General features: G+C 72.2%; 22 protein-coding genes. 3 read left to right on the forward strand and 19 right to left on the reverse strand.

Going from position 1 to position 26,332, the window contains the following annotated elements; genetic code table 11:
• The first annotated feature begins 99 nt into the window (after positions 1-99).
• Together ACFYX0_RS09315 and mgrA are read left to right on the forward strand one after the other, a co-directional pair.
• Positions 100-465: an STAS domain-containing protein gene (locus ACFYX0_RS09315; RefSeq protein WP_388968328.1), complete on the forward strand. Its 366-nt coding sequence runs from the start codon at positions 100-102 to the stop codon at positions 463-465.
• Positions 466-624: 159 nt separating this feature from the next.
• A complete protein-coding gene (gene mgrA / locus ACFYX0_RS09320) occupies positions 625-1,668 on the forward strand; it encodes an L-glyceraldehyde 3-phosphate reductase (RefSeq protein ID WP_388968331.1) in 1,044 nt (347 codons plus the stop codon).
• Between the two features lie 117 nt (positions 1,669-1,785).
• Here mgrA and ACFYX0_RS09325 read toward each other — a convergent pair whose 3' ends face one another.
• The 5 genes from ACFYX0_RS09325 to ACFYX0_RS09345 form a co-directional block, all read right to left on the reverse strand.
• Complete coding sequence (locus ACFYX0_RS09325; protein WP_355916221.1) at positions 1,786-2,214, reverse strand: hypothetical protein; 429 nt, start codon at positions 2,212-2,214, stop codon at positions 1,786-1,788.
• 69 nt (positions 2,215-2,283) lie between these two features.
• The gene (locus tag ACFYX0_RS09330) at positions 2,284-4,356 is read right to left on the reverse strand and encodes a SpoIIE family protein phosphatase (RefSeq protein ID WP_388968334.1); all 2,073 of its coding nucleotides are present in this window, start codon (positions 4,354-4,356) and stop codon (positions 2,284-2,286) included.
• A 215-nt stretch (positions 4,357-4,571) separates the two neighbouring features.
• Entirely contained in the window at positions 4,572-6,440 is a 1,869-nt protein-coding gene (locus ACFYX0_RS09335) for a GMC family oxidoreductase N-terminal domain-containing protein (protein WP_388968337.1), read from the reverse strand.
• A complete protein-coding gene (locus tag ACFYX0_RS09340; RefSeq protein ID WP_388968340.1) occupies positions 6,437-7,831 on the reverse strand; it encodes a hypothetical protein in 1,395 nt (464 codons plus the stop codon). Before ACFYX0_RS09340 ends, ACFYX0_RS09335 begins: the two co-directional genes overlap by 4 nt.
• A complete protein-coding gene (locus ACFYX0_RS09345) occupies positions 7,828-8,544 on the reverse strand; it encodes an FCD domain-containing protein (protein WP_355916233.1) in 717 nt (238 codons plus the stop codon). The genes ACFYX0_RS09340 and ACFYX0_RS09345 overlap by 4 nt, the downstream gene beginning before the upstream one ends.
• 279 nt (positions 8,545-8,823) lie before the next feature.
• Here ACFYX0_RS09345 and ACFYX0_RS09350 point away from each other — a divergent pair, with 279 nt between their 5' ends.
• Positions 8,824-9,519 (forward strand): DUF4232 domain-containing protein, encoded by a 696-nt coding sequence (locus tag ACFYX0_RS09350; protein ID WP_388968343.1) that lies wholly within the window; start codon positions 8,824-8,826, stop codon positions 9,517-9,519.
• Positions 9,520-9,580: 61 nt separating this feature from the next.
• Here the strand turns inward: ACFYX0_RS09350 and ACFYX0_RS09355 are convergent, their stop codons facing one another.
• From ACFYX0_RS09355 to ACFYX0_RS09420, 14 genes are all read right to left on the reverse strand, one after another.
• A complete protein-coding gene (locus ACFYX0_RS09355) occupies positions 9,581-11,338 on the reverse strand; it encodes a C40 family peptidase (protein ID WP_388968346.1) in 1,758 nt (585 codons plus the stop codon).
• 128 nt (positions 11,339-11,466) lie between these two features.
• Positions 11,467-11,961 (reverse strand): beta-carotene isomerase domain-containing protein, encoded by a 495-nt coding sequence (locus ACFYX0_RS09360; protein WP_388968349.1) that lies wholly within the window; start codon positions 11,959-11,961, stop codon positions 11,467-11,469.
• A gap of 25 nt (positions 11,962-11,986) precedes the next feature.
• Positions 11,987-12,568, reverse strand: coding sequence for a GNAT family N-acetyltransferase (locus ACFYX0_RS09365; RefSeq protein ID WP_388968351.1), 582 nt, complete (start codon positions 12,566-12,568; stop codon positions 11,987-11,989).
• Between the two features lie 3 nt (positions 12,569-12,571).
• The gene (locus tag ACFYX0_RS09370) at positions 12,572-12,850 is read right to left on the reverse strand and encodes an acyl carrier protein (RefSeq protein WP_311698920.1); all 279 of its coding nucleotides are present in this window, start codon (positions 12,848-12,850) and stop codon (positions 12,572-12,574) included.
• Positions 12,840-14,360 carry an AMP-binding protein gene (locus ACFYX0_RS09375; protein WP_388968354.1) on the reverse strand — a complete coding sequence of 507 codons (1,521 nt, stop codon included), beginning with the start codon at positions 14,358-14,360 and terminating at the stop codon, positions 12,840-12,842. Before ACFYX0_RS09375 ends, ACFYX0_RS09370 begins: the two co-directional genes overlap by 11 nt.
• A complete protein-coding gene (locus ACFYX0_RS09380) occupies positions 14,357-16,375 on the reverse strand; it encodes a class I tRNA ligase family protein (RefSeq protein ID WP_388968357.1) in 2,019 nt (672 codons plus the stop codon). The genes ACFYX0_RS09375 and ACFYX0_RS09380 overlap by 4 nt, the downstream gene beginning before the upstream one ends.
• Before the next feature lie 101 nt (positions 16,376-16,476).
• On the reverse strand, positions 16,477-17,535 hold the full coding sequence (locus tag ACFYX0_RS09385) for an NAD(P)/FAD-dependent oxidoreductase (RefSeq protein ID WP_388968360.1): 1,059 nt from the start codon (positions 17,533-17,535) through the stop codon (positions 16,477-16,479).
• A complete protein-coding gene (locus ACFYX0_RS09390; protein ID WP_388968363.1) occupies positions 17,532-18,851 on the reverse strand; it encodes a lysine N(6)-hydroxylase/L-ornithine N(5)-oxygenase family protein in 1,320 nt (439 codons plus the stop codon). Before ACFYX0_RS09390 ends, ACFYX0_RS09385 begins: the two co-directional genes overlap by 4 nt.
• A gap of 159 nt (positions 18,852-19,010) precedes the next feature.
• Positions 19,011-20,198 (reverse strand): saccharopine dehydrogenase family protein, encoded by a 1,188-nt coding sequence (locus ACFYX0_RS09395; RefSeq protein ID WP_388968366.1) that lies wholly within the window; start codon positions 20,196-20,198, stop codon positions 19,011-19,013.
• Positions 20,188-21,261: a saccharopine dehydrogenase gene (locus ACFYX0_RS09400; protein WP_388968369.1), complete on the reverse strand. Its 1,074-nt coding sequence runs from the start codon at positions 21,259-21,261 to the stop codon at positions 20,188-20,190. Before ACFYX0_RS09400 ends, ACFYX0_RS09395 begins: the two co-directional genes overlap by 11 nt.
• Positions 21,262-21,400: 139 nt before the next feature.
• Entirely contained in the window at positions 21,401-22,600 is a 1,200-nt protein-coding gene (locus ACFYX0_RS09405; RefSeq protein ID WP_388968372.1) for an acyl-CoA dehydrogenase family protein, read from the reverse strand.
• A 130-nt stretch (positions 22,601-22,730) separates the two neighbouring features.
• On the reverse strand, positions 22,731-24,587 hold the full coding sequence (locus ACFYX0_RS09410) for an FAD/NAD(P)-binding protein (protein ID WP_388968375.1): 1,857 nt from the start codon (positions 24,585-24,587) through the stop codon (positions 22,731-22,733).
• 65 nt (positions 24,588-24,652) lie between these two features.
• Positions 24,653-24,856: a phosphopantetheine-binding protein gene (locus tag ACFYX0_RS09415; RefSeq protein WP_355916273.1), complete on the reverse strand. Its 204-nt coding sequence runs from the start codon at positions 24,854-24,856 to the stop codon at positions 24,653-24,655.
• Positions 24,857-25,161: 305 nt separating this feature from the next.
• Positions 25,162-26,322, reverse strand: coding sequence for a 2Fe-2S iron-sulfur cluster-binding protein (locus tag ACFYX0_RS09420; protein WP_388968378.1), 1,161 nt, complete (start codon positions 26,320-26,322; stop codon positions 25,162-25,164).
• Between the last annotated feature and the right edge of the window lie 10 nt (positions 26,323-26,332).

Raw genomic sequence — 26,332 nt, forward strand, 5'->3', positions numbered from 1 at the left:
GGACAGACTCGGCGCCGGAAGCATTCCCCGTCGCATCCAGGGCAGCCTTTCGCACGGAGGAGGTGGCCGACGGCGTCACCGACTGCTGGTGGGGGAAGCGTGACAGAGACCGCAGGATCAACCGGTCCCGCCCGGCTGTCGATCGTCCGCACCACCGTCGACGGCATCCGCGTCATCACCCTGCGCGGCGAGATCGACCACGACACCGCCGACGGCCTGCGCCGGACACTGATTCCCGGGGACGGCTCCGGCCCGCGGTACACCGTGGTGGACCTCGAAGCCGTCACCTTCATGGACTCCAGCGGCGTCAACGCCTTCGTCGCCGCCCATCACGCGGCCCACCGCGCCCGTGGCTGGCTGCGCCTGGCTCATCTCACCGAGCCCGTGATGCGCGTGATGCAGATCGTCGGACTCGACACGGTCATCGACTGCTACCCCACCGTCCGCAAGGCCCTGATGCGCTGATCCGGACGGCGGTGCGGCTCCCGCGAGCGATTCAGAAGCGACACCACTGAATCCGATGAAAAGGAGCTATTGGACTTCAGGATCACGCGGAGGCAGTGTGGGCACGTCCCCTGTCTCCCGGCGGGGGCACCCTTCACCGAATCATCCGGAGATCACCCGATGAACCACGTCGCGGATCCTGAGCGTTACAACGGCACCATGCGCTACCGCCGCACCGGTCGCTCAGGGCTCGACCTTCCCGTCCTGTCCCTCGGCTACTGGCACAACTTCGGGGACGACAGGCCGTTCGAGACGCAGCGCGAGATCGCCCTGCGGGCCTTCGACCTCGGGATCACCCACCACGACCTCGCCAACAACTACGGCCCGCCCTACGGCTCCGCCGAGATCAACTTCGGGCGCCTGATGAAGCAGGATCTCGCGCCGTACCGGGACGAACTGGTGATCTCCACCAAGGCCGGCTGGGACATGTGGCCCGGGCCCTACGGCCAGGGCGGCGGCTCCCGGAAGTACCTCCTCGCCTCGCTCGACCAGTCGCTGCAGCGCATGGGCCTGGAGTACGTGGACATCTTCTACTCCCACCGCCTCGACGCGACCACGCCGCTCGAGGAGACGATGGGCGCGCTCGACACCGCCGTCCGCCAGGGCAAGGCGCTCTACGTCGGCATCTCCTCCTACGACACCCAGCGCGCCCGTGAGGCGGTCGCCATCCTGCGCGAGCTGGGCACCCCGCTCCTCATCCACCAGCCGTCCTACAGCATGGTGAACCGCTGGATCGAGACCGAGGGCCTCCTCGACGCCGCCCAGGAGGAGGGTTTCGGCGTCATCGGCTTCACGGCGCTGGCTCAGGGCCTGCTGACCGGCCGCTACCTCGAGGGCATCCCGGAGGGCTCGCGGGCCGCCGCGGGCACGTCGTTCGACACCGCCTGGCTGTCCGAGGACATGCTGCACAGGCTGCGCGCCCTCAACGACATCGCCGCACGCCGGGGGCAGACCCTGGCGCAGATGGCTCTTGCCTGGGCCCTGCGGGACGAACGCGTCACCTCGCTCGTCATCGGCGCCTCGCGCGTCGAGCAGCTGGAGCAGAACGTCGCCGCGCTGGAGAACCCCGACTTCAGCAGCGAGGAGCTGGCCGAGATCGACAAGTACGCCACCGAGGGCGGCGTGGATCTGTGGCAGGACGCCCGGCTGGGCAATCTGGGCTGAGACCGGCCCGCTTGCCGACCGGCCGTGGTCGTGGCCGCGCCGTCCGCGGCCCGACCCGGCCCTCGGGCCACCGGCGATCCGGTCGCCGGGCCACCGAGGGGGCGGCGCCCTCGCGCGTCAGATGCGGCCGCCGGTGAGCCGGGTGAGGGGACCCTGGGCTCGGTTCCCGGTGCGGCGGCCCACCGCGTACGACGCGGCGCTCAGCGCGGTCAGTCCGGCCCCGACGCCCGCGGCGACGAGCTTGCGGTGGGCTATGACCGTCCAGGCGGTCTTCGCCGTCGCCGCGACATGACCCGAGGTCGCGAGGACGGCCTGGCGGCCCACTTCCACCCCCTTGGCCGCGACGTGCACGGCCCCGGCCGCCGACTCCGCCGTACGCTCGGCGCCCGACTTCGCCGCCGACGCCGCGTCGGTCGTGGCGGCCGCGCCGTTCTTCGCGGCCCGTGAGGCCGGAGCGGTGGCCTTCTGCGCGGTACGCCCGGCCTTGGCCGCGGGCGTCCGCTTGGCATCGGTCTTCTGGTTCGTTCCGCTGTTCGGTTCGCTCATGGACACCGCGTTACCGCTCCCGCCGACGGCAAACACGTCCGGCCGGACGGCGCCTGACCGAGAGCAGGATCAGGTCCGGGCCCGGGCGATGAGCAGGGCCACGTCGTCCTCGCCGCCCGGCGGGCGGAGGATCGCCAGAAGACGGTCGCAGGTCTCCTCCAGATCCTGCTGCTGGGCCGCGGTCAGGGCGTCGAGGAGGGTGTTCAGGCGGACGTCGATGGGGTCGCTCCGGGTCTCGACCAGACCATCGGTGTAGAGGACGAGCTGATAGCCGGGGCGGAAGACGATGGTGGTGGTGTCGAAGGGGATCCCGCCCACGCCCAGGGGCACACCGGGGGGCAGGTTGAGCAGTTGCGCAGGACCGCCCGAGCGCAGCAGGACCGGCGGCAGATGGCCGGCGAGGGAGATCTCGCACTGGCCCCGGTGAGGATCGTAGACGCAGTAGAGGCACGTCGTGATGGCGCGCCCCATGCCCTCGCTCAGGTGGTCGAGATGGTGGAGGGCCTCGGCGGGTGCCAGGTCGAGTTCTGCGAAGGCGCGTGTGGCGCTGCGGAGCTGGCCCATGGTGGCGGCGGCGTTGATGCCGCTGCCCATGACGTCTCCGACGACCAGGGCGGTCTTGTCCCCGTGCAGCGGTATGGCGTCGAACCAGTCACCGCCGATCTCGCTGGCGGCGCCCGCGGGCTGATAGCGCCAGGCGACCTCCAGACCGGGTCGGCTCGACGGGAGTTCGGGGAGCAGGCTGCGCTGGAGAGTGAGAGCCGCATGGCGCTGGGTCTGGTAGCCGCGGGCGTTGTCGATGCACACGGCGGCGCGGGCGGCCAACTCCGCGGCGAGGAAGACGTCTTCCTCGCCGAAGGGGGCCAGGTGGTGGGTGCGTTTGAGGGCGAGCGCGCCAAGGACCTCGCCGCGGGCGATGAGCGGGACGGCCAGATAGGAGTGCAGTCCGGCCGCCGTGAGCCGGGCGGCGGCATCGGGGTGACGGGTGATGCGCGGCAGATCCGAGGGCGTGATGTGCGGCAGCAGCACCGGCCGGCGGGTCTGCACGCACCGCGTGATCAGGTGGTCGGTGTCGTAGGTGATGCCGCGCCCGGGCCGTCCGTCCGGATGGTAGGCCTCCTCCGGGCGGGACGCGGCGACGGCGAGGACGCGGAAGCGGGCGGGCCCCGAGGGCGCCGCGGGCCGGCCGGTGAGCGCGCTGTCGAGCACGTTCACCGAGGCCACGTCGGCGAGGACCGGCACGACGACATCGGCGAGCTCGCGCGCCGTGATCTCCAGATCGAGGGTGGTGCCCACGGACGCCGAGGCACTGGCGATCAGGGCCAGCCGCTGCCGGGCGTGGGCCGCCTCCGTCGCCGCCCGGTGACGTTCGGTCACGTCGATGACGGAGAAGGCTATGCCCAGCACCCGGCCGCCCGAGTCCTCCAGCCGGTAGTAGGAGACGGACCAGGCGTGCTCGTGGTCCGGGTCGGCCGGGGGGTGACACAGGACATGGCTGTCGACGACGGGCTTCCCGGTGTCGAGAACGCGAAGGAGGTGTTCCTCGAAGCCCGTGGTGTCGAGGAACCCCAGGACCCTGGGGATCGACCGGCCCACCTGCTCGGCGGCGGGCAGGCCGACGATGCGCTCCAGAGCCGGGTTCACGCTCAGGAACCGCAGCCGGGTGTCCAGCACGGCCAGCCCGATCGGGGACTGGGACACCAGGCGTGTGGACAGGGCGACGTCCCGTTCGACCTGCTCGACGGTGGCCTGGTCGGCGGCGAGTCCCAGTGCGTAGGTGTCGCCCAGGTCGTCCAGCAGCCGCATGTTGCGGAACTCCACCAGGCGCGTGCTGCCGTCCTTGTGCCGGATCGGGAAGGCCCCGGCCCAGTCGACGCCGGACTCCATGACCTCGGCGAACAGGAGGACCACCTCGTCCCAGTGTTCCTCGTGGACCATCAGCCGCGCCGCGAACCGGCCCAGCGCCTCCGCCGCCGTGTAACCGAACAGTTCCTCGGCGTGAGAGCTCCAGAAGATCACGCGGCCCTTCGAGTCCAGCACGACGGCGGCGACGCTCAGCAGATCGAGGAGGCCACTGGGCGGCACCGCGGGACCGACCGGTGACGGGCGCCGGCCGGGCCGGGAGGAGTCCGTCGTCCCCATGCACCGATCCCCTCTCCCAGTGGGTCATGGCTCGTGCCGCGCCTCGGTGACCGCTGTGCCTCCTTCCATAGTCGTCGCAAACCGACGTGGCACATCTGGAGCGGGGGCGGATATTCCGCCGGGTAGTGGCCCCCTCCACCGGGCGGCCGCGCCGGGGGCGGTGCGGGTTCGGTCGTCTCGGGCGACTGCCCGCTACGCGAGACTCGGGGGCGGTGTCACAGAGCGTTCGCCGCGTGGCGCTCAGTGATGGCCAGGGCGGCCGCCATGATGCTCAGCTGGGGATTCACCTCGGGGCAGCTGGGCAGCACGGAGCCGTCGGCGATCAGCACGCCGCGGATGCCGCGCAGCCACCCGTCCGGGTCGACCGGTGCGTGCTCGGGGTCGGACCCGGCGGCGGCCGTGCCCGTGGGATGGAAGGCGGAGACATGGAGGTGGCGCGCCGTCACCGTGTCGAGCAGCCTCTCCAGCTGGGCGGGGGTACGAGCGCGCGGGGCGTGCGGCACTCCGGTGAGCACCTCCTCGGCGCCCGCGGCGAACAGCAGCTCGCCCATGGCGCGTTGGGCGCGCAGCAGGCGGCGGGCGTCGCTCGGGGCCAGGTCGTAGCGGACCAGGGTGCGGTCCCGGCCGTGGACGCGGCCGGAGGGGCGGTCGGCGATCATGGCGCCGAGGGTGGCCAGCCGGTCCGCTCCGTCCAGTTCGCGGCGCAGTTCGCGTCCCACGCCGGGCAGCACGAACGAACTCATGCCCGGGGGTGCCGCGGTGGCTTCGATGAGGATGCCGTCGACACGCAGGTGTTCCACGCCGACGCTCTGCAGCACCGCCTGCCGGCTGGTGACCGGCCGGTCGAAGCGGCCCGCGACGCTGATGGCCGGATGCACGCTGAGGTTCCGGCCGAGCCCGGGGTGGCGGCCGAGGCCGGAGCGGCGCAGCAGCGGCGGGGTCTCCAGGGCTCCGGCGGCGACCACGACCAGCGCGCTGAGGATCTCCAGGTCGGAGCCGTCCGGGCGCCGTACCAGCACCCCCGCGGCCCGTGGGCCGCCGGGCCGGTCGGGGTCGGTGAGGATCCGCCGCACCCGCGCGCTCGTGACGATGCGGGCACCGGCCGCACACGCCTCGGGCAGCACGGACAGCTGGACGCTCTGTTTGGCGCCGGTGGGGCAGCCGACCACGCACTGGCAGGAGCCGGCGCAGCCCGGGGCGTTGCGTCTGATGGGTGCGGCGGGCCAGCCCAGCCGCCGGGCCCCGGCCAGTGCGAGCAGCCCGTTGGTGCCGAGGACGTCCAGCGGCTGGGGCGCCACCTTCAGGGTGCGCTCGACCTCGTCGAGGCGGCCGTCGAGGCCTTCGGCGGCCGCGAAGCCATGGCGGCGGACCCAACGGGTGAGGACGTGGCCCGGTGTGCGGTAGCAGGTCCCGGAGTTGACGACGGTGGTGCCACCGACCGCGCGGCCCACGGGCAGGACCAGCGGCGGGTTGCCGACGGCGACGGTCGCGCCGCCGTCCCGGTAGAGGTCGCCGAAGCGGTCGAGCGGGGCCCGTCGCGCGAACGACGCGGTGGAGTGGTGCTCGCCCTCCTCGACCACGACGACACCCAAGCCGGCGCGGGCGAGTGTTCGCGCCGCCATGGCCCCACCCGCACCGGATCCGATGACGACGGCGTCCGCTGTGGACCGCGTGGGCCACTGGGCGGAGGGCGTGCAGTGGAGCGGTGGATCGTCGGGGGCCGACTCCGCGGATCGCACGGACATGCCGCCGTGCCGCAGCGTCCGTTCGGTACCGGCCGCCAGCAGCACCGGTACCTTCACCGCGTCGAGGAGGGGCAGCAGGGCGCGGTGGGACGCGAGCGAGGCCATCACGTTCTCGCGTTCGGCGGGGCTCAGGCCCGACAGTCGCAGTCCGGTGCGGGCCACGGCGTACGCGTCGATCGCGGCGGCCGCGCCGCGCACCGCTGCCCGTGCCGCGGCGGGCATGGCGCCGAGGAGCGTGTCCAGCCGTCGCGGCACGGCCCGTGTCCAGTCGGCGGTGCCGTCGTCCGCGAGCAGCGCCGCGACAAGTCCCGCCCATGCGGCGGGTGGCGAGTGGCTCATCGCTCCCCGACCTCCGCATGGGCGGTGCCGGACAGCCGCCATGTGGCCTCCGGCCGCCAGCCGCCCCACCAGCGGTCCAACTGGACGACCGCGTCCGCCGCCTCGCTGTTGCGGCAGACCGCGCGGGAGCCGTCCGGGTCGGTGTAGTCGAGGGACAGCGTCCGTTCGGGCGGCTGGGTCACCGTCACACGAATGCGGCGGCGGCCCGCCCGGCCCTCCACCCGCCACTCGGGCAGGCCGATGTCCGCGCGGAACCGGCCGAGACCCGCCCAGCCCACGGCGGAGCGCTCCACGCGCCGGGGCCAGGTGCGGCCGTCGCGGTGCAGCCGCAGAAAGACGAGCGGGGGCAGCCGGTCGAGTCCCCGGCGCATGGAGACCGCGGCGATGATCTCCAGGATGTCGCCGCCGCCCAGGTCCGCGTGGAGCCAGGCCCAGCGCCGGGCATTGCCGTGGCCGTAGATGCGGGCGCTCGCGCCGGGAGCGCCGTCCGGGGACAGCTCGCGGGTGCCGTACCGCACCGTGCCGGTGTAGCGGGCGCGGGTGGCGGGCAGCATCTGCGCGGCCGGCAGCCAGGGGCGTCGCCAGGACCAGCGGGGGAAGGTGTGGAGGGGCGGGCCCTCGGGTGTCTCGGTCAGTGCCCAGGCGAACGGCCCTACGGAGCCGGTGAGCCGGCCGGGGACGGCGCTGACGCCCTCGGCGGTGAAGCCGTCGGGACCCGCCTCCCAGGGGACGGGGCCGAAGAGGGCGTGTTCGACGGGGCCGTCCTTCGGGAAGACGGCGGCCCACCCGTGGGCGTAGGCGCCGGAGCCGTCGGTGGGCGCGACCAGTTCATGGTGCAGCCACACCCCGCTGCCGGTCGCCGGGTCGGTCAGGGTGGTGTACCAGACCTCGGTCCGCCCGGGGGTGCCGTCCCAGCGTGACGCGTGATCGCGGTCGGCGGCGGGCACGCCGGCACGGGGGAACCGGAAGCTGGTGAGGAAGGGCAGCAGGCCGATGGTGAGAGGGAAGCGCAGGGTGCCGTCGCCGACGCGCTCGCCGTCCTCGTAGAGGGTGTACGGCAACACGGTCAGCGAGGTGAGCGGGCGCCGGGGCGACACGGACTTCCAGCCGTCCAGTGTCAGGCGCCGGCCCTCCAGGGTGAAGGTGATCCGGTAGCGGATCCTGCGGCGGGCCAGGGGCGAGATCTCCAACTGCCCTACGGCTTCCGGGTCGTCGGCCCGTCCGGCTATCCGCACGCGTCCGGTCAGCCGTGCGTGTGTCGTGCGGTGCGGCAGCAGGACGTCGTCGGCCCGGGCCGTCAGATCGAGCCGTACGGGGCGGTCGCGGTCGTCGTGGACGAGGCGCACACGGCCCAGCATCGTCTCCTCGAAGACCGTCCCTCGTGCGGTCACCGGGATTCGTCCCGGCGTCCGTGGGCGGCTGCCAGCCCTTCGAGCATGATGCGTTCCGTGGCCGACAGATAGTCGCCGGCGGCGGTGCGCGCCGCCGCCTGGTCGCCGGTGGCCACGGCCTCGACCACCGGGGCCAGCCGGTCCCGCGCGGCCCGGGGATCCTGGAAGGGGCCGACGAGCGCGGCACGCACCGGCAGATAGGCGTTGAACAGGGTGTTGGTCAGCAGGACGTACACCCGGTTGCCCGTGGCTCGGGCGAGCGCCCGGTGCACCTCGGCGTCCGCCAGCTGCACGGGGTCGCCGCCCGCCGCGTCCCCGACGGCCGCGAGCAGGGTGCGCAGTTCGGCGATCTGCGGGGCCGTGGCGCCGACGGCGGCGCGTTCCGCGATCAACGCGCCGATGCTACGGCGGACTTCGAAGATCTCGCCGATCCAGTCCGGGCTGTGGCGTACCAGCATGGGCAGCAGATCCGCCCCGCCGAGGCGCAGGAAGTCACGGACGCGGGTGCCCACTCCGTGCCGTGTCTCCAGCAGTCCGGCGTGCACCAGCCGGCCGAAGGCGTGCTTGAGCGTGGTGCGCGTGACCCCGAATCCGTCGGCCAGTTCGCGTTCGGGCGGCAGATAGCTCCCGGCCGGATGGCGTCCGTCGAGTATCTCCTCGCGCAGCCGCTTCTCCAGAACGTCGACGATCGTCTCGCGTGGCAGTGGTTCCACCTCGGCCCCCGGCGGATGAGTGGTTGAGTGGCTGAGCCACTGAACCATTGAAGATGACGCTACGTCAACCGGTGGACATCGGCGGGTCGTGCGGTGCACGGCCGCTCAAGGGGCCCGCAGCCAGGCAGAATCGCAGCGATTGCGGCAGAACGGCAAGGACCTTGTCACTGTCGTGTGACAGCTGACCGGCCGGCGAACCCGCTGTCCGGCCACGCCGTCTGAACCGGCGAGCGCCGGTGCACGACCGGTGTCCACGCAATGCGAAAGTCGGGGGATGTCATGCCGTACACGAAAACCCACCGCGGTGCCGCACTGGCGACGGCCGCGGTCGCGACCGCGCTGCTGGTGACCGCGTGCCAGCCGGGTGACGGTCCGAAGGCCGCCGGGTCCACGTCGAAGGCGCCCTCCGGGGTGTCGAGTACGGCGGCGTCAGGCGCGACGGCCTCTGCGCCCTCGAAGGCCTCCGGTACGGCCGCCCCGTCGGCGCCCGCGGCCGGCGCCTCCTCCGTGGTCAAGACGTCGGGCAGCCCGGCGAAGGCCTGTACGGCCGGCGCCCTCAAGGCGGCCGTGTACCCGGCCGCCCATCGCCCCCAGGGCACCGGGACCGGAGCGGTGATCGCCGAGTTCACCAATGTCTCCGGGCAGCCCTGCGTCCTGCAGGGCCATCCGACCGTGGCGGGAGCGGGCAACGGGTCCCCGCAGCACAATGTTCCGCTGTCGGTGACCCGCACGGGCACGGCCTCGCCGGTGCGACTGGCGCCGGGCGGCAGGTCATGGGCGAAGCTGACCTTCGTCCAGGTCCAGGGCGAGGGCGACGGCTACTGCGTGTCGGGGGCGAAGCCCGTGGTGTACCCGACCCTGGTCGTGGGAGTGCCGGGGGCAGGGGCGCACCAAGTTGCCTTGGCGGACGGCGAGTTCGCCGAGTGCGACAACAAGGTGACGGTGACCGCGGTCTCGGCGGTGAAGCCCTCCTGAGCAGGTCCCCCCGGCGCCGGGGGAGTCGCCGTGCACGACGACTCCCCCGGCCCGGTCGGTGTCAGATGCGGTGCACGGTGTGCAGCTTCTTGGCGTACGTGCCCGTGCCGTCCAGTAGCGAGGCGCCACCGAGGTCGGCCATCGTGGGCCCGTTGACCGTCTTGCGGCTGGACAGGAAACGGCGCTTGCCCATCGTGTCCTGGCCCAGATAGATGCCCACGTGGTCGACCGTGACGGTCGGGTTGTCGTCACCGGAGTCGGCGTTGAACAGGACCAGGTCACCGGGCTGGAGCAGGGTGGCGGCGGGCGGGTTGGTGCCGTCGGTCCGGTCGATGCGCACCCCGGGCGCGTACTCGGCCATGTCGCGGGACTTGCGCGGCAGCCTCTCCTTTGAGGTGTCCTGCCCCGCGGCCATGGGCACGCCCATGTGGTAGCCGTACACCATGCGGGTGTAGCCGGAGCAGTCCAGGTTCCCCACCTGTTTGCTCGACGGCCCCGTGTGGACGCCGTCGTCGAAGGTCCAGCCCACATTCATGTACTCATGGAAGTCGGCGCCCTCGTAGCGGTAGCCGTGCGGATCGAGGTAGCCGTAGCCCGCCTCCCCCAGCACCTGCTTGCCCTGCGCGGGCCCCGCACCGGCCGTCACGGCGGGCGCGCCGCCGAGGAACATCGCGGCATACGCGAGGACGTCCGGGGTCATGGAACCGGCCCAGGCGCGGATGGTCTGCTCGAGTCCGTCGCTCCAGGTGCCGTCGAACGGCTGGGGAAGGACCCGCACCCAGTCGCCGTGGGTGACGGTCGGCGGAGCCGCCCAGTTCGCGGCGTCCACCTCGAAGTTGCTCACGGTGAGCTTGACGGGCAGGTTGGTGCAGCCGCTGTTGGCCAGGGCGCGCACGCCCACCCGGCCGTTGGCGAGGTCAGGGTCGGTGACGTCGACGGCCCACGCGGACGGCTCGGCCGAGGCCGCGCGCCAGGCCTTCGCCTGGATGCGGGGGCCTTCACGCCGTACCCGTATCGTCCAGTCGGTGCCCGCGGGCACGCCGGTGGCGAGGGTCAGGGCCGACGTCAGCTGGGTGACGGCGTCGGACACCTCCTTCTCCACCCGCAGTTCGACGGCGCCGGTGGTCAGGAAGGACAGCCGGGCGCGGTAGTTGTTGTGGGGATCCTGGTAGCCGAAGGACAGGGCGAACGAACACGCCTGACCGGTGGGCACCTTGTCGAAGCGGCCCACGCACCGCACATCGACATCCGTGATGTCGGCGTCCCTGAGCGTGGCATGGCGGCTGGCGAAGTCGGTCGTCAGGCTGATCACGCCGGCCCCCGGGACGACCGAGTAGTCGGTGTCCGCGGGCCCGAGGGTGGACCAGCTTCCGCCCCCGGGAGAGGCCCCCCAGTACTCGCGGTCCGCGACGGGCAGCGACACATCGGGCAGAGTGCGCTGGAAGTCGTCCGCGAAGGGCCGCTTGTTCTCGGCGAAGGTGCGCTGCGGACCGGGCACGACGACGGTACGCGCGCCGTGGGTCAGCAGGGCGACACGCCGGCCGCCGGAGGTGACCTCGGTGCGGGCCGGGGTTCCGGGCAGCACCGTGGCGGTGAGCGGGGTGCCGAGCGTCACCGGGGTGAAGTAGGAGGCGTCCAGCGGGGGCAGAGTCACCGAGGAACGCGCGGAGCTCAGGCCCGCCGGAGCGGGGAAGGGCGGAACGGTGGCGGCCGGGCCGGCGGCGCTCGCCGGGCTCGCGGCGGCGAGCCCGGCGAGCGGCGCGGACGCGGCCGAGGCCACGAGGACGGCGAGAAGGCCGCGTCTGGAAGTGTCAGGCATACCACCATGATCCCGTCCACCCCGCACCCGGATGACATCGCCCCCGTGAGGGGGCCGTACGCCATCTCGGCCACGCCATAAGCCCGTTCACCCGTCGTACCCCGCCGGTGGGGTCGGCGGGGTACGGGTCACCGGGCCCGGCGCGGAGCCGGGGTGAAGGAGACGCGGCACGTGGACCGACGGAGGTCGGGGGTGAGCGTCGTGGGGATGTTGAGCGTGTCGGTGAAGAAGCTCTCCGTGGGAGCCTTGCAGACCCGCAGGCAGATCTCCGGCGAGGTCTCGGCGAGGAACCTGCACCGCTGCACCACCAGTTCGGTCGGGCCCGTGCGCCGGATCGGGCCGACGAGCCACCGGAACAGCTTCGGTGTCGCCAGGGTGAGGGTTCGGGCCGCCGCGCGGGGCGCCCGTCGTCCGAGACGGCCCAGGACCCCGACCGCCCGGCGTCCGCCCATCCAGCCCGTGTACGAGCCGTGCACCGCGCTGACCAGCTCCGCACCGGAGAACCGGGCGTACTCGTGCTCGGTCTGGTCGACCAGCGCCGCATACCCTGTCGCGGCCGAGCGGTAGCCGATCTGGCGCGCGTGGACGCGCAGGAACTTACGGAGCAACAGGCCGTCGATCATGTGCGATCCCCCTTCGTCACACCCCTCAAATCGTGAGGTGTTCCTTCACCCGAGGCCATTCGGCGCGCAGGACGCTGTAGAAGATCGCGTCCCGCCGACGCCCGTCGGGCATGTAGTTGAAGCTCCTCAGGACGCCTTCCTCGGTCGCGCCGATGTTGCGCAGCCCGCGTCGCGCCTGCTCGTTGAGCACGTCCGTCTTGAACTCGACCCGTTCCGCACCCAGTTGCTCGAAGGCGTGCTCCAGCAGCAGGTACTTCACCCACCGGTTGACGCCCTGGCCGCGGAAGTCGCGGCCCAGCCAGGACCAGCCGATCTCCAGCCGGGCGTCCGCCTCGGCGAGGTTGCCGTAGGACATGCTCCCGGCGATCCGACCGCAGGACTTGTCGGTGACGACGAACACGATCCGGCGGCCGGCCGCCTGGTCGGCGAGGCAGGTGTCGAAGAACACCTTGAAGTCGGCCTCGTCCTCCACCCGGGAGACGAAGTACCGCCAGATGTCCGGGTCCATGGCGACCGCCCGGATCCCCTCGCGGTCGGCCTCCGTCACCGGGTGCAGGCGTACATGGTCGTTCTCCAGGACGGCTGCCGCCTTCTGGGCCCAGGTCATAGGTCAGGTTCCCTCGGTCGAGTAACGGGCCAGTGCTTCCACGACGTCGCGCAGGGTGCGCATCCGGTCGAGGTCGTCCTCGGTGAAATGTCCGAGGTCGACGCCGGTAGCCTCGCACAGCTCCGTCAGGAACAAGACCTTGTTCAAGGACGTCAGGGCGTAGGAACCGGCCATGTCGGCGTCCAGATCGAGCGCCGTCGGGGCGATGTCGTGGGTCAGTACGGCGGCCAGCTGCTCGCGGGCCGCGCCCTCCAACTTGGACTGCGTGGACTCAGACAGCATGGATTCCCTCCTCGGGGTCGTGGACGGCGTCGTGGTAGGCGTCGAGGATCCGTGCTCGCTTCGGCTTGTACTGCGAGGTGAGCAGGCCGTTGTCGATGGAGAACGGGGGGTCGGCGACGATGGCGCGGCCGATCCGTTCGTCGGCGGCGCGGGAGGCGTTGGTGCGGGCGAGGCGGGCGGCTATCGCCTTCTCGTCGGCGGGCTCGGTGGCCGGCGAGACCACGGCCACCAGCTCGGTCTGGCCCGGGCAGAACAGGACGCACTCGGCGATGGCCGGATCGGCCTTCATGTCCTCCTCGATCGGCCGGACGATCACCTTCCTGCCGTTGTCCAGGACGATCACGTCGTCGGCCCGGCCGCGGATGAAGAGGAATCCGTCCTCGTCGATGTAGCCGAGGTCGCCGGTGCGGACGGTGCCGTCCGGACCGAACACCCGCTCGGAGTCGCCCGGCCGGCAGTAGGCGTAGTGGTCGTTGACCGGGTGCTCGCTGCGGACCGTGACCACACCGTCCTCGCCGATCAGGACCTCCTTGCCCGGCAGCACCTTGCCGACGCTGCCGTCGCGGTGGGCCTTGGGGTGGTTCTTGGTGACGATGCAGGTCTCGTTGAGCCCGTAGCCCTCGTAGATGGGCAGCCCCGCCTCGGTGAAGAAGCGCAGCATGCTGGAGGCCGCGGGCGCCGATCCGGTCCACAGATAGCGGACGCGGTCGCCGAAGACCGTCCGTGCCGCCTGCCCCGCGGTCTGACCGTCGCCGCGGCGCATCCTGGCCTGGATCTGCCGCTTGGCGGTCTCGTAGAACGCGGGGACACCCATCACCACGGTCGGGCGCACCCGGCGCAGCGCGGCAAACGCGGCCTCGTAGGTGCTGACCGTGATGTCGTGGCCGTGCAGCAGCGCCGAGTAGACCCAGTACCGCTGCTGGAGGAGGGAGAGCGGCAGAAACACGAACAGGTCGTCGTCCGGGCCGTGTTCGAAGATCTCCTGCACCGCCCGCAGCGAGCTGTCGATGCTGCCCGCGGTGGCGCCGAGCCCCTTGGGCTCACCGGTGCTGCCGGAGGTGAACTTGATGGTGGTGACGTCCTTCGGGCCCCAGGTCACCGGCGGCAGCGGCGTCCCGTCCAGGTCCGCCCGCTCCGCGAGCTGGGCCACCTCGCCGATCGGGACCATACCGGGTCCCTGAAAGGGCCGGTCGGTGAACAGCAGACGGATGCCGTAGCTGTCCATCAGATCGGCGGTCGCTGCGAACTTGCCCGGCTCGAACCCGGCGGTCTCGGCCTTCAGCCGCAGCGCCGCCAGGTCCAGCATGACCCACTCCAGACTGTTGGCCGCGAGGATCCCGATCCGGTCACCGGGGCGGATGCCCTGCTCCCGCAGCCATCGGGCCACCCGGCCGGAGCGACGGTGGAGCTCGCGCAGGGAGAGGGTCTGGGTGCCCAGCAGGCTGGCGACGCGGATGTGCCCGTCCCCCGGTTCGGCGGAGAGGATCCGGCCCAGCGTGTCGTCCGTCACCGGTCCTCCTCCCCCGGCCGGGTGTCCGTGCCGGTCGCGTCGGCCGACTTGAAGAACACGGTCTCGGAGAGCCTGATCTCCGTGCCCGGAGCGATCAGTTCCACCGTGTCCGGCCAGGTGGCGGGCTCCGGCAGACCAAGCGCCGCGGCGAGCCGGCCGGCGAAGCGCGGCATCACGGGCGTGGCGACATGGGCGAGCAGCCGGGCCGCGGCCAGTTCCAGCGCGATGGCGGTACGGGCCTCGTTCTGCCAGCCGGCGCTCTGGGCGGTGAGCGACTCCAGGGCGGAGAAGCGGACTGTGTCGGCGACCAGACCGTCGAGTTCGGCCGCGGCCTGGTTCAGCGAGAAGCCGTCCGCGCGCAGGCTGCCGCCGACGGCGGCGAGTCGGGCGCCGAGCCGGGCGAGGAACGCCGAGTGCTCCGGCGTCCAGTTGCCGGCGTCGGGTGCCTTGCCGTCGTAGTGCTTGGCGATCCGCGCGCCGAGGTCGTGCAGCCAGTGCTGCCAGGTGCCGATCAGGGTCTCGTCGAGCGTCCGTGCGTAGTCCACGCGGCGGAAGTTGGTGCGCTCACCCTCGGGCCGGGTGCGGGACAGGAAGTAGCGCACGGCGTCGACGGAGTCGGGGGTCAGGATCTCCTTGCCCCAGACGGCGTGGCGCCGGCTCGTCGAGAACTTGCTGCCCTCCAGCAGATAGAACTCGTTGACGTGGTAGTCGATGTCCGGCTCCCAGTCGGGGTGGGCCAAGCGGTAGAGCACCGGGTAGAGCACGGAGTGGTAGAAGCTGTTGTCGTAGCCGAAGAAGTGGACGATCTTCCAGTCCTGGCCGGGCTCGGCGGCCTTCCAGTCGCGGCCCAGGCGCACGCCCAGGGACTGGATGCCGTGCAGGAAGCCGTAGGACATCTCGGGCCACACCCAGATGACCTGTCCGCCGACGTCCGTCTCCGTGGGCGCGACGCCCCATGAGGAGGGGTGGGTGAGGGGGATGTCCATGGCGGGCCGGGCGAAGAGCCGGTCGCTCAGCTCGCGCAGCCGGGCCGGGACGCGGCCGAGGCCGTGGTGAGCGACGACCTCCTCGCGGAACACGTGCAGCGGCAGCGAGTAGCGGGCCAGCGGGGCGCGCCGCGGTTCGCCGGCGGAAGCGGCGGAGCGGGGCTCGGCCAGGTCCACCACGGTGTTGGGCTCGCCGCACTCCTCGCAGATGTTGCCGCTGGTGCCCGAACCGCAGCCGGGGCAACCGCCCTTGACGTCGACCTCGTAGAGGTACTGACCGCTCTCCGCGTCGAAGAGCGCGTCCTTCTCGGTGACGGTGGCCCAGCCGGAGGCGACCACACGGGAGAAGAAGTCGCGCAGGCCGTCCCGGTAGCCGGGCTCCGCGTCGGTGACGGTGTACTGGTCGGGCCTGATGTCCATCAGGTCGAGGGTGCGGGCGATCTCGGCGCTGTAGTGCGCGGCCGTCTCGGCGGGCTCCCTGCCCTCCTGACGGGCGGCGCCCACCACATAGCTCTGGTAGTCGTCGCTGCCGGTGAGGTGCCAGGCCTCGGTGCCGTTCATACGCTGGAAGCGGACGAAGGCGTCGGCGCCGAGGTAGGGCCCGGACAGATGACCGAGGTGGAGGTCGCCGTTGGGGGTGGGCGGCGTGGAGAAGACGAACACCGGGCGGTCGCCGAAGGCGCGGCGCTCCTCGTTGCCGGCGGACCGCAGGGCGCGGCCCGGGTCACGCCAGTACTGGGTGACGAAGATCAGGTCGGTGTCGCCGGTGTTCTCCAGGACGTGGGTCTCGAAGGGTTCGAAGAGGGCCAGCGTGCCCGGCTCGGCGGGATGCCTGCGGCCGTCCACGACGAACTCGCCCCGGCCCGCGACGATGACGAAGAACTCGGTCTCGTCGTGCTGGTGACCGGTGGAGGCCTGCCCCGGGGCGACCCGCCCCCAGCCGGCCCCCACGCCGAGCCCCTCGATGCTGCTCATGCGGATGCCGAACGCGTCGTGGAGGGCACGCGCGTCGTAGCGACTGAAGATCATGTCGGTTCCTTTCGGGAGGACGTTCCGAGGGCTCGGCAAGGCCGCTCGGAGGACGCCCGGGAAGGCATTGGAGAACCGGGAAGGCCTCGCGAAGGCGCCGGTCAGGCGGCGTGCTTGGACAGCAGGCGGACGCTCTCCGCGGCGATGGCCGGGGCCAGGCGGTAACCGGAGCCGCCGGCGGCACCCGCGAAGATCAGGCGCCCGTCCTCGGTGAGCGTTTGCACGAGCGGACCGCCGCCCGGGTTGTAGGCGTCGCAGAAGACCCGTCCCGACCGGATCCGGTCGGCGAGCCGGGGCGCGTAGCCGGCCAGCACCTCCACGGCCTCCGCGCGGTTGACGGAGGTGAGACCGGGGTCGACGGCGTCGGGGTCCACGTCCCACTCCGTGCAGGTGTAGCTGAACAGCCAGTGGCCGCGCTGCCGGTACGGCAGCAGGAACGCGTCCTCTTCGTGGAAAACGATCGCGCCGTCGTCGTCGGACGGGGCGTCCTCGATGTGCAGCGCCACGATCTTCTTCACCCGTGCCCCGAGCGGCGCCACGAGGTCGCGCCAGGCGGGGTGGGTGAGCCACGGTCCCGGAGCCAGCACCACCTGGCGTGCGGTGAGCACGTCGCCGGTGCTGAATGTCAGCCGGACGCCGTCCGTGTCCGGCTCCAGGCCGGTCACCGCCACGCCTTCACGGAACTCCACGCGCGGGCGCAGTTCGGCGGCGAGGGCCTGGGTGAGGGCCGACACGTCCGCGTACTGGCAGCCGTCCCCGGCCCAGGCCGCCGCGCCCGCCGGCAGGCTGACGGCCGCCGACGGCACCTTGTCCACGCGCCGCAGGTTCGTCTCGGGCAGGTACACCTCGTCGAGCCGCAGCGCGGCCGACTCGGGCGCGACGACGGTCATCGCGAGCGGGTGGATCGGCAGCTCGGGCCGCTTGGCGAGGAGCTGGGCGTAGTAGCGCTGGCTCTCGGAGGCCATCGCCCGCACCGACGGGGAGGCGCCGCGGGGGAAGTGCAGGCCCGCGGAGCGGCGGGTCGCGCCGGAGCCCACCAGGTCGCGGTCCAGCACCGTCACCTCCGCACCGGGGTCGGCGGCCAGCACCTCGTGCGCGATCAGGCAGCCGATCACCCCGGCGCCGATCACGACGATCGGTGTGCTCTGCGTCGGGCTCATGTGTCCCTCCCGGCCCGGGCGCCCATCTTGGTCGACCACTCGATGAACGACGGCAGTTGGTCGTTGCTGGACACCTTGCCGAGCCGGTCCGCGATGCGCTGGCTGCGCCAGGCGTTCAGGCTCAGGTTGGGGTCGGCGAGGCCGCGCTGACCGCGTGCCGCGTTCTGCACGAAGATCCGGCGGTCGTCGGGCCCGTCCCAGTGGACGGCGTAGTCCTCGTCGATGCGCAGTTCGTCGCCGTCGCGCTCCAGCCGGTCGGCTATGGGGTCGAGGAAGTCCATCTGGGTCGACCGGAAGCCGGTCGCCCATATCACGACGTCCGCCTCGAACAGCTCCACGACCTCGCGGTCGTCGTTGTGGCGGGCGGTCACCTGCCAGCCGCCGTACAGGCCGGTGGACACGTCGGTCACCTCGCGGTTGGGGTACAGGCCCACCAGGTCGACGTTGCCCTCGACGAACCGGTGCAGATAGGCACGCTGGTAGATGTCGCGCAGGGTGCTCTCGGAGATGCCGTCGCTGGTGAGGATGTGCCGCTCGTTGAACGCCTGCCGGCTGCCGCGGTCGAGGCTGAAGAAGTACTCGGCGTGCGACGGCATGTAGTAGTCGTTGGTGAAGGGCGAGTCGTCGATCGGGAAGTAGTTGCCCCGGCGGGAGATCCACGAGACCCGGCGCGGCAGGTCCTTGCTGGGCTGGGAGATCATGTCGAGGAAGGCCTCGGCGCCGGACTGTCCGCCGCCGATCACCACGACCCGCTTGCCGCCCAGGTTCTTGGCCTGGTGGAGGTACTCGCTGATGTGGAACTGGGTGGGCCCGAGGGCGCCTTGGACCTGCGGCGGGACCCAGGGCACGCTGCCCACGCCGACGACCACGTTGTCCGCGGTGACGGTACGGCGGTCCGTGCGGACCGTGAACACCCCGTCGAAGGCGACCTCCCGGACGGCCTCGCCGAAGGCGATGTTCTTGTTGCAACGGCTCGCCCACGCGAGGTAGTTGCGGAACTCGACTCGCGGTACGGCGTCGAACTGGGCGTTGAGGAAGTGGTACAGGCGTCCGTTGTCGTGGAGGTAGGACAGGAACGAGAACGGGTTGCGGGGGTCGGCCAGCGTCACCAGGTCCTTGAACAAGGAGACCTGCAAGGTGTTTCCGGGCAGCTGCTGACCGTCGTGCCAGCTGAAGGACTCCTTGCGGTCCAGGAACAGATTGGGCACGTCCGTCCGGCCGTGGAGCAGGGACGCGAGACTCAGGTTGGCCGGGCCTACGCCGACTCCCAGGCAGCGGTAGTGCGTCGGGCCGGAGCGAGTGGGCTCATGAGCCATGTGGGATCTCTCCTTGGGGCGGGTCGCCGCGCTCGATGGTGTGAAGGGGTTCACGTGCGATGCCCGGCGGACCGCCGGACGCGTGCCGAGCGGCCGCCACCGCTCGGCGGGGGCCCGGCGACGCGATGCCGAGAGGTGCGTGCGGGCGGGCCACGGAGGTCATGGTTCGACTCCCGGGCCGGTGGGCGGGGTCTGGGTGTACGTCGTGGCCACGCCATGGGCCGCGAGGAAGCGCAGCCAGCGGGCGGCCTCGTCGGGGTCCTCGGCCGCGCGGTTCAGACCGGCCGGCAGGGCCCCGTCGAGGATGCGGGTCACGCCGTGGGCGAGCGGCAGTGAGACACAGCGGGCCATCGCGCTCTCGGTCTCGTCACCCGTGAGGTCCAGCAACTGGGATCCCTGCCACCGGGTGCCGCCGGCGGGGTTCTCGACGGTCAGGTCGACGGAGAGGACCACGCGGTCCCGGTCGGCCTCCGTGGTCGGGTAGCGGTCGGCCAGCTCCTTGGCCAGGGCGCGGATCCGGGTCTCGTCGTCGGTCAGGACGGTGTCGAAGACCTCGGTCCAGGCCGCGCGCCAGCCGGTGTTGCGCAGCGTGCCCCGGACGAAGGTGTCCAGGTGCCAGCCGTCGGGCACGCGGTACTGGGCGACGAACGGCAGGCTGTCCCGGTTCGGGTAGACCTCGAACGGTTCCCCGCCGAGGACCACGGTGCGGGTGGCCTGCCAGGGGTGGCGGACGGTGCTCCGCCGGCCGCCGTCGATGTGGTGCGCGGGCGAGCGGAGCGCGGCCAGGACGCCGTAGGGCGCCCAGCTGAACCGGTAGCGGAAGTCGTTGGGTTCGGCGGGGATGCCGCCGCAGTACGAGGTGAAGGTGACGGACGCCGCCCGGTCGCCGACCTCCTCGCGGGCCCGCTCGACCAGCTGATGGCTCATCAGGTGGTCGATGCCGGGGTCGAGCCCTGCCTCGGTCAGGACGACCAGGCCGGCCCCGGCCGCCACGGCCGCCTGCTCGTCGAGCGCCTCGGAGGTGTAGCTGGTGCAGGCGAAGTGGGCCCCCCGGTCGACGGCGAGCCGGAGCAGGGCCGGGTGCTCGGTCGCGGGCAGCATGGAGACGACCACGTCACCGGGGCGCACCTGGGCCTCCAGGGCGCCCGGTCGCAGGGCGCGGGCCTCGGCGCGGCCGGTGAGTCCGAGGGCCGCGAGCCGACGGTCGGCACGCTCGGCGGTACGGTCCCACAGCCGCAGCCGTTCGGCGCGTTCGCACAGCAGTCCCAGGCCGCTGCGGCCGGTGGACAGCCCGGTGCCGATCCAGTGGACGACACCGCTCGCGGGCACGATCCGGTCACCGGACACGGACGTTCTCCTCTCCGTCGGCTCCGGCCGCTTCCCGGGCCACCGCCTCCCCGAACAGGCGCAGACAGCGGGACCAGGGCGAGGAGTCCGCGCCGAGGTTCGGCAGATGGGGCCACAGTTCGGCGGAGAAGGACCGGCTGGCCTCGGTGGGCAGCAGGGAGGGCAGGTTGTCGAGAGCGATCAGGTCCAGGGGACGGTCGCCCTCGCGCAGCCGCCGTACCGGATGCGTCCAGTCCGTGACCGCGTCGTAGATGGGCAGGACGTTGCAGTCGGAGCCCACGTCGCAGGTGACATCGACGACGACGGACAGGCGCCGCCCCGGCGCGTCGAGGTCCTCGGGGGTGAGGAACGGCCGCACCGGGCGGGTCACCAGCACGGTGTTGACCAGGATGTCGTGGTCGAGCAGGGCGTCCCGGTCCAGGGCGCGGGTCTCCGCCAGATCCCAGCGGACCGGTTCGATCCCGGCGGTCTCCAGCGCGTCGCACGCGCCCCGGCCGCTGCGGCCCAGGGCGCCGATGACCAGTGCCGTGCCGCCGCCGCGGCCTTCCCGTAACAGGGTGTCCAGTTCCGTACGCTCCAGGGAGCGCAACGGTGTCCGCAGCGTGCCGCGCCGGTGCAGGACCGCCAGTGCCGCGCCGAGGTAGCCGGCCCAGTAGCCGAAGGCCGCGAGACGCCGCCCGTCGTCGTCCGTGAGGTACTCCAGGTCGAGCAGCGCGCCACCGCCCGACGTGAACCGGCCGAGCAGCTCCCGGGCGCCCTGCTGCCCCTTGTAGGCGTGGCCGAAGTACACATGCCGGTGGTGCAGCGGGTCCGGCTGCGGGGGCAACTCCTTCAGCCCCAGGACGTGATGGTCCTCCGGCGCCCGGGTCCAGCTGCCGGCCGGTGCGGTGGCGCAGCCCGCGCGGACGTACTCGGCGAGCGGGAACACACGCTGCGGCGACTCCTCCACGGTGATCGGGACGCCCTGGCTCACCAGGCGCGCGGCGTCGCTGGGCACCAGCGGCGCTCGGCGTTCGGTGAGGCGGCTCTCGTGCCGCAGCCACAGGCGGGGCAGGTCCGACATCAGTGCTGCTCCTCGAAGGGGGTACGTCCCCCGGCCCGGTGGACGCGGGCCGCGTGGGCCGCTGTCCGGGGCGGGGTGGTCGAGCCGGTGTTCCTTGCGGGTGGACGGGATCCGGTGGCGGGCCCGGGGCGACGGGCCGTCATCCGGCGAGGGCGGCGCGCCGTACGTCCAGGGCGTCGGCGATGGCCAGGCGCAGCACGTCGGTGGCGCCCTCGTAGATGCGCAGCGAACGGATCTGCCGGTAGAGGCGTTCGGGCAGACCGCCCTTGACCACTCCGGCGGCGCCGAAGAGCTGCACGGCCGCGTCGACGACGTCCTGGGCCGCCTCCGTGGCATGGACCTTGGCGATGTGGGAGTGGCGGGCGTAGCCGCGGCTGCCGCGGTCGCAGTCCCAGGCCGCGCGCGCGACGAGCAGCTCCGCGGCGTTGATCCTGACCTCCATGTCGGCGAGCGAGCCCTTCACCAGCTGGAGGTCGAAGAGCGTGCCGCCGTAGGCGTCCCGGTTCCTGGTGTGGGCCAGCGCGGCGTCGGCGGCCCGGCGGGCGAAGCCGACGGCGGCGGCGCCGACGGTCATCCGGAACCGGTCGAGCAGGTCGGCGGCGATGACGAAGCCGCGGCCCGGGCGGCCGAGCACGGCCTCGGCGGGCACCTGGCAGTCCTCGAAGGACAGATGGCCGAAGGAGCGGGGCGCGACGGCCTCCAGCCGTTCGCTCACCCGCACGCCGCGGGTGTCGGCGGGCACTAGGAAGGCCGTGAGGCCGAGCGGCCCCGGGCCGTCCCCGGTGCGGGCGATGACGACGAACAGGTCGGCGATGGTGGCGTGCGCGATCCACGCCTTGCCGCCGTTGAGGACGTAGCCGCCGCCCTCGACGCGCCGGGCGCTGAGTCCCACCGCCGCGAGGTCCGAGCCGGCCTGCTTCTCGGAGACGGCGAAGGCGCCGATGATCGAGCCGTCGGCCATGCCGGGCAGATAGCGCTTGTGCTGGTCGGCGTCGCCGAACCGGATGATCGGCGTGGCGGACAGCGACTGGATGGAGTAGGCGAAGTCGGCGAGGTCCTCGGCGTAGGCGAGCGCCTCCCGGCCCAGGCACAGGGCGCGCAGATCCCCGGGCAGACGGTGCGGCGCGGCGTGGGGGTCGAGCGTGGCGAGCCAGCCGTCCTCGCCGAGCATGCCCACCAGGCGGCGCCCGGCCTCGTCCGGGTCCATCCGGCGCACGGCCTCCCAGAGCGGGCCGTGGCCGTCGCACCAGACGCCGATCTCCTCGGCGAAGCGGCGGTGTTCGTCGTCGTAGAAGGGGAGTGCGAGTGCCTCGGGGTCGAAGCTCGTGGTGATGTCCACTGGGGAACTCCGTGCGGGTGAGGACCAGGGCCGCGGGGCGGCCCGGCCGGTTCGGATGACCGGGTCGGGCGTCGGGCCGGCCGACGGATCCGCGCCGGGGCGGCGGGGACCGGCGGGCCGGTGACGTCCGTCAGGGAGCCAGTGCCGCCCGGGCGATGGCGTCGGCGTCCTCGAGGATCACCGAGCCGACCCCGGGGCGGATGCCCGCGGCCGTCGCCCAGTGCACGAACTCGGTGGGCACCCCGTAGGCGAACCGGCGCGGATGGGGCACGCCCTCGGCGTCCACCACCCGGTAGGGGCGGCGGGTGACGTCGAGTCCGCCGGTCTCGTAGGCACCCTCGGGATCCGGAATGCTGTGCGGCCGGCCCTGCCCGGTGCTGAGCAGATGCCGCAGCAGCGGGTTGCCGCTGCGGCGCAGGTCCACGTCGGGGATGCGCGCCTCGATGAGCGTGGTGGCACGCACCTCCGCGCCGGGTACGGCGTCGGAGCCGATGAGGAAGCCCTCCCCCAGCGGGTCCGGGCGGACCCGGGTGCGGGGGCCGACGACCTGGAGCACTCCGGCCTCGACGAGGGCGGTCATCTCCTCGATACGGGACAGGGGCGGGCCGATGGACAGATACGCGTTGAGCGGCGTGAACCAGCCCACCACTTCGTCCCGGTAGGAGCTGCCGGTGATCCCGGTGTGGTCGATGGCGAGCCGGACCTCGTTGCGCAGGTCGCGCAGGACGTCCAGGGCGGCCTTGACCGGATTGTCCACGTTGCCGCCCCGGGCCTGCCGGGCGTCCTCGCGCAGATAGTCCAGCAGCCAGCGGTTGAAGTCGGCGCGGTCGGCGAACGCGCGCTGCCCCCAGGGGCGTTCGACGCGTTCCCAGTCCCACTCGTCGGCGGCGGTCACGCCGTGACGACGCAGCACGGCGGTACGCCCGGAGACGTTGGCAGCCAGGTACTCGGCCAGGAACAGATCGGCGGTGGCCCGGCCGGTGCGCTGCGCCACGAGCGCATGATGGTAGACGGCGCGCACCTCCGCGTCGAGCAGCGGCCAGACGTGCTGCCGGAAGGTCGCGCCGGACAGGGCGCGGATCCGGCGGACCGCGTCGAGGGTGAGGAACAGCGGTTCGTGTCTGCCGGTCGGCCCCTTCTGGTTCTCCCCACGCGCCTGGTACGGCACTCCGCGACGGGATCCCGCGTACAGCACGGGCTCCTGACCGGAGGGGAGGTACCGCAGTCCGTCGGGGGTGGGTGCGAACTTGCCGCCCCGGCCCTCGGTGAGCAGGGCGAGGACGTCGAAGAACGCCAGTCCGAGACCGCGCAGCCCGACGACCTCTCCCGAGGCGATGTCGTCCAGGTCGAGGTCCGCGGGGTTGGCCGCGGGCAGATAGCGCAACCCGTGCCGGCCGGCGAACGCCGTGAGCCGACGCTCCTCGGCCGCGGGCTCGTTGGGGCCGTGCCCGAGGGACAGCACCACGACGTCCAGGCCGGTCAGCCGGGTGCCGTCGTCGAGGGTGACGCACTGGCCGGTCGCGTCCTCGTCCAGGGTGACGGCCGTGGCCGGGTGGACGACGATCCGGAGGGTGTCGGGGGCGGTGGCCACGAGGTGGGCGAAGACCCACTCCAGATAGCGGCCGTACTGTGCCCGGGAGGGGTAGTCGTCGGGCCCGAGCCGTTCCGCCCGCAGCCAGCCCTTCGGGGTGCCGGCCTCGGGCCGCTGGAGCCAGTCGTACAGGCTGGGGCCCGGCCGGATGGGCCCGGCGCACTGGACACTGTCGTCGGTGAACTGGCTGACCTGCGAGGTCACCGTGTTCATCAGCAGATGGGGGGACTGCCGGGTGCGCCACGTGCGTCCGGGCCCGGGCGGGCAGGGGTCGACCACGTGGACCGACAGCCGGCGCTCGCCGGTGTGGTTGGCACATAACCGCTCAAGGACCGCGAGGCCTCGCGGACCGGCGCCCACGACACAGATCGTCCTGGTCGGCTGCGGCAAGGTCACATCTCCTTCCTTCGGTCCGCCCGAGCGAAACGAGCGCCGGGGCACGGTACGGTGAGGGGCTTTTCTTACTTCGCTGCGGCGCGCCGTGCGGCTTCTTCGGCGAATTCACCGAAGGTCATCGTCGGCAGCTTTTCCATCTCCTCATCGGAGAATTCCACGCCGTGATTGTCGAGCTGCATCACGAGTTCCGCGATCGAGAGTGACTCCAATTCGAGGCCACCGTCGCCCAGCGGGGTGTCGTCGGTCACCGACTCCGTGTCGAAGTGCATGTCCCGAAGCGTGTCGATCATTACTTTCCGCAGGTCAGAGGACATACTGCAAACCTCCAGTCGAGGGTGTGGGGACACCACGGGAAACGCCTCGGCATTTCGCCGGGCATAAAGGGAGAGGAACTCCGGGAAGCTCCGCAGGAGCTTTGGAAACACATGGCGGGGAGATGGAGAATTTTTATCTCCCCCAGCCAGACCGACCGGTCGGCGTGCTGTTCCATCACATCATATTCCGGCGGGAACATGAAGGGGAGTGGAGCATTTTTTCGGACAGGTTGCGACCGTCCGAAAAGGTCGGCCGAGCGCTAGAAATCGATTTCCACGTCGGTGAGCGGATAGGCGACGCAGCAGTGCGCGAAGCCGAACTCGCGATCGGACGCGCGCAGTCGGGCCTCCTCGGCGTGGAACACCTCGCCGGAGCACACCCGTACGCGACACAGGGCGCACTCCCCCGAGCGGCACGAGGCCTCCGGGCGCAGGCCGTTGTCCTCCAGGGCGTCGAGCAGCGGCCGGCCGCGCGGCACGCTGATGCTCCCCCGGCCCCGGACGGTGACGGTGACCTCCTCCTCCGGGCTGAGTCCCGCCGGCCAGCGGGGGTCGGCCGGCGGCGGCAGGGCGACACTGTTGGCCTCCAGGCGGATCCGGCGGCGCGGATGCCCGAGCACCTCCAACTGCCGTACGAGGTAGGCGTACTTGCCGGGCGGCCCGCACAGATACGTCATCCGGCCGGCCAGCGGGCCGACCAGCCGGGAGATCAGCTCGGCGTCCAGTGGCCCGACCTCACCCGTCCAGTCGGGCCCGGGGTCGGAGATCACGTGATGCACCGTGATGTCCGGGTGATCCCGTACGACGGCGTCCAGTTCGTCGCGGAAGATGATGTCGTCCGCGTGCCGGGAGCCGTAGACCAGTGTCATCCGGCGGGACAGGCCGTGGTCGACGATGTCCCGGATCATGCTCATGGCCGGTGCGACCCCGGAGCCGCCGGCGAGGAAGACGACGTCGTCCCCGTGGAACAGCGGGTCGTGGTAGAAGGTGCCGATCGGCCCGCCGCTGGTGAACCGGTCGCCCGGCCGCACGGTGTCGATCAGATGGTTGCTGACCCGTCCGCCCCGCAGCCGGCGCACGGTCAGATCGTAGTGGTCGAGCACCGAGGGGCTGGAGGAGATGGACAGCGCACGGCTGGTCAGGACGTCGCCGACCCGTACGTCAAGACTGATGTACTGGCCGGCGAGAAACGGCGGCAGCGGCTGGCCGTCGGCGCGCCGCATCCGGAAGGTCTTCGTCGTCACGGTCTCCTCGACGACCTCCGCCACCGTCAGGTCCAGGACCTTCGGGTGGTACGGCGTGATCTCCTCCCGGGCGTCGGCCGGATGGTCCGCGCCGGCCGCGCCGCGCCGCTCGATCTCCGCGACGACCTCGTCCGCCCCCTCGAACAGGTGGGCCAACGGATTGGTGGACGTTGACATGTCTGACTCC

It is taken from the genome of Streptomyces sp. NPDC002573 (assembly GCF_042889625.1).
Taxonomy (GTDB): Bacteria; Actinomycetota; Actinomycetes; order Streptomycetales; family Streptomycetaceae; genus Streptomyces; species Streptomyces gibsoniae.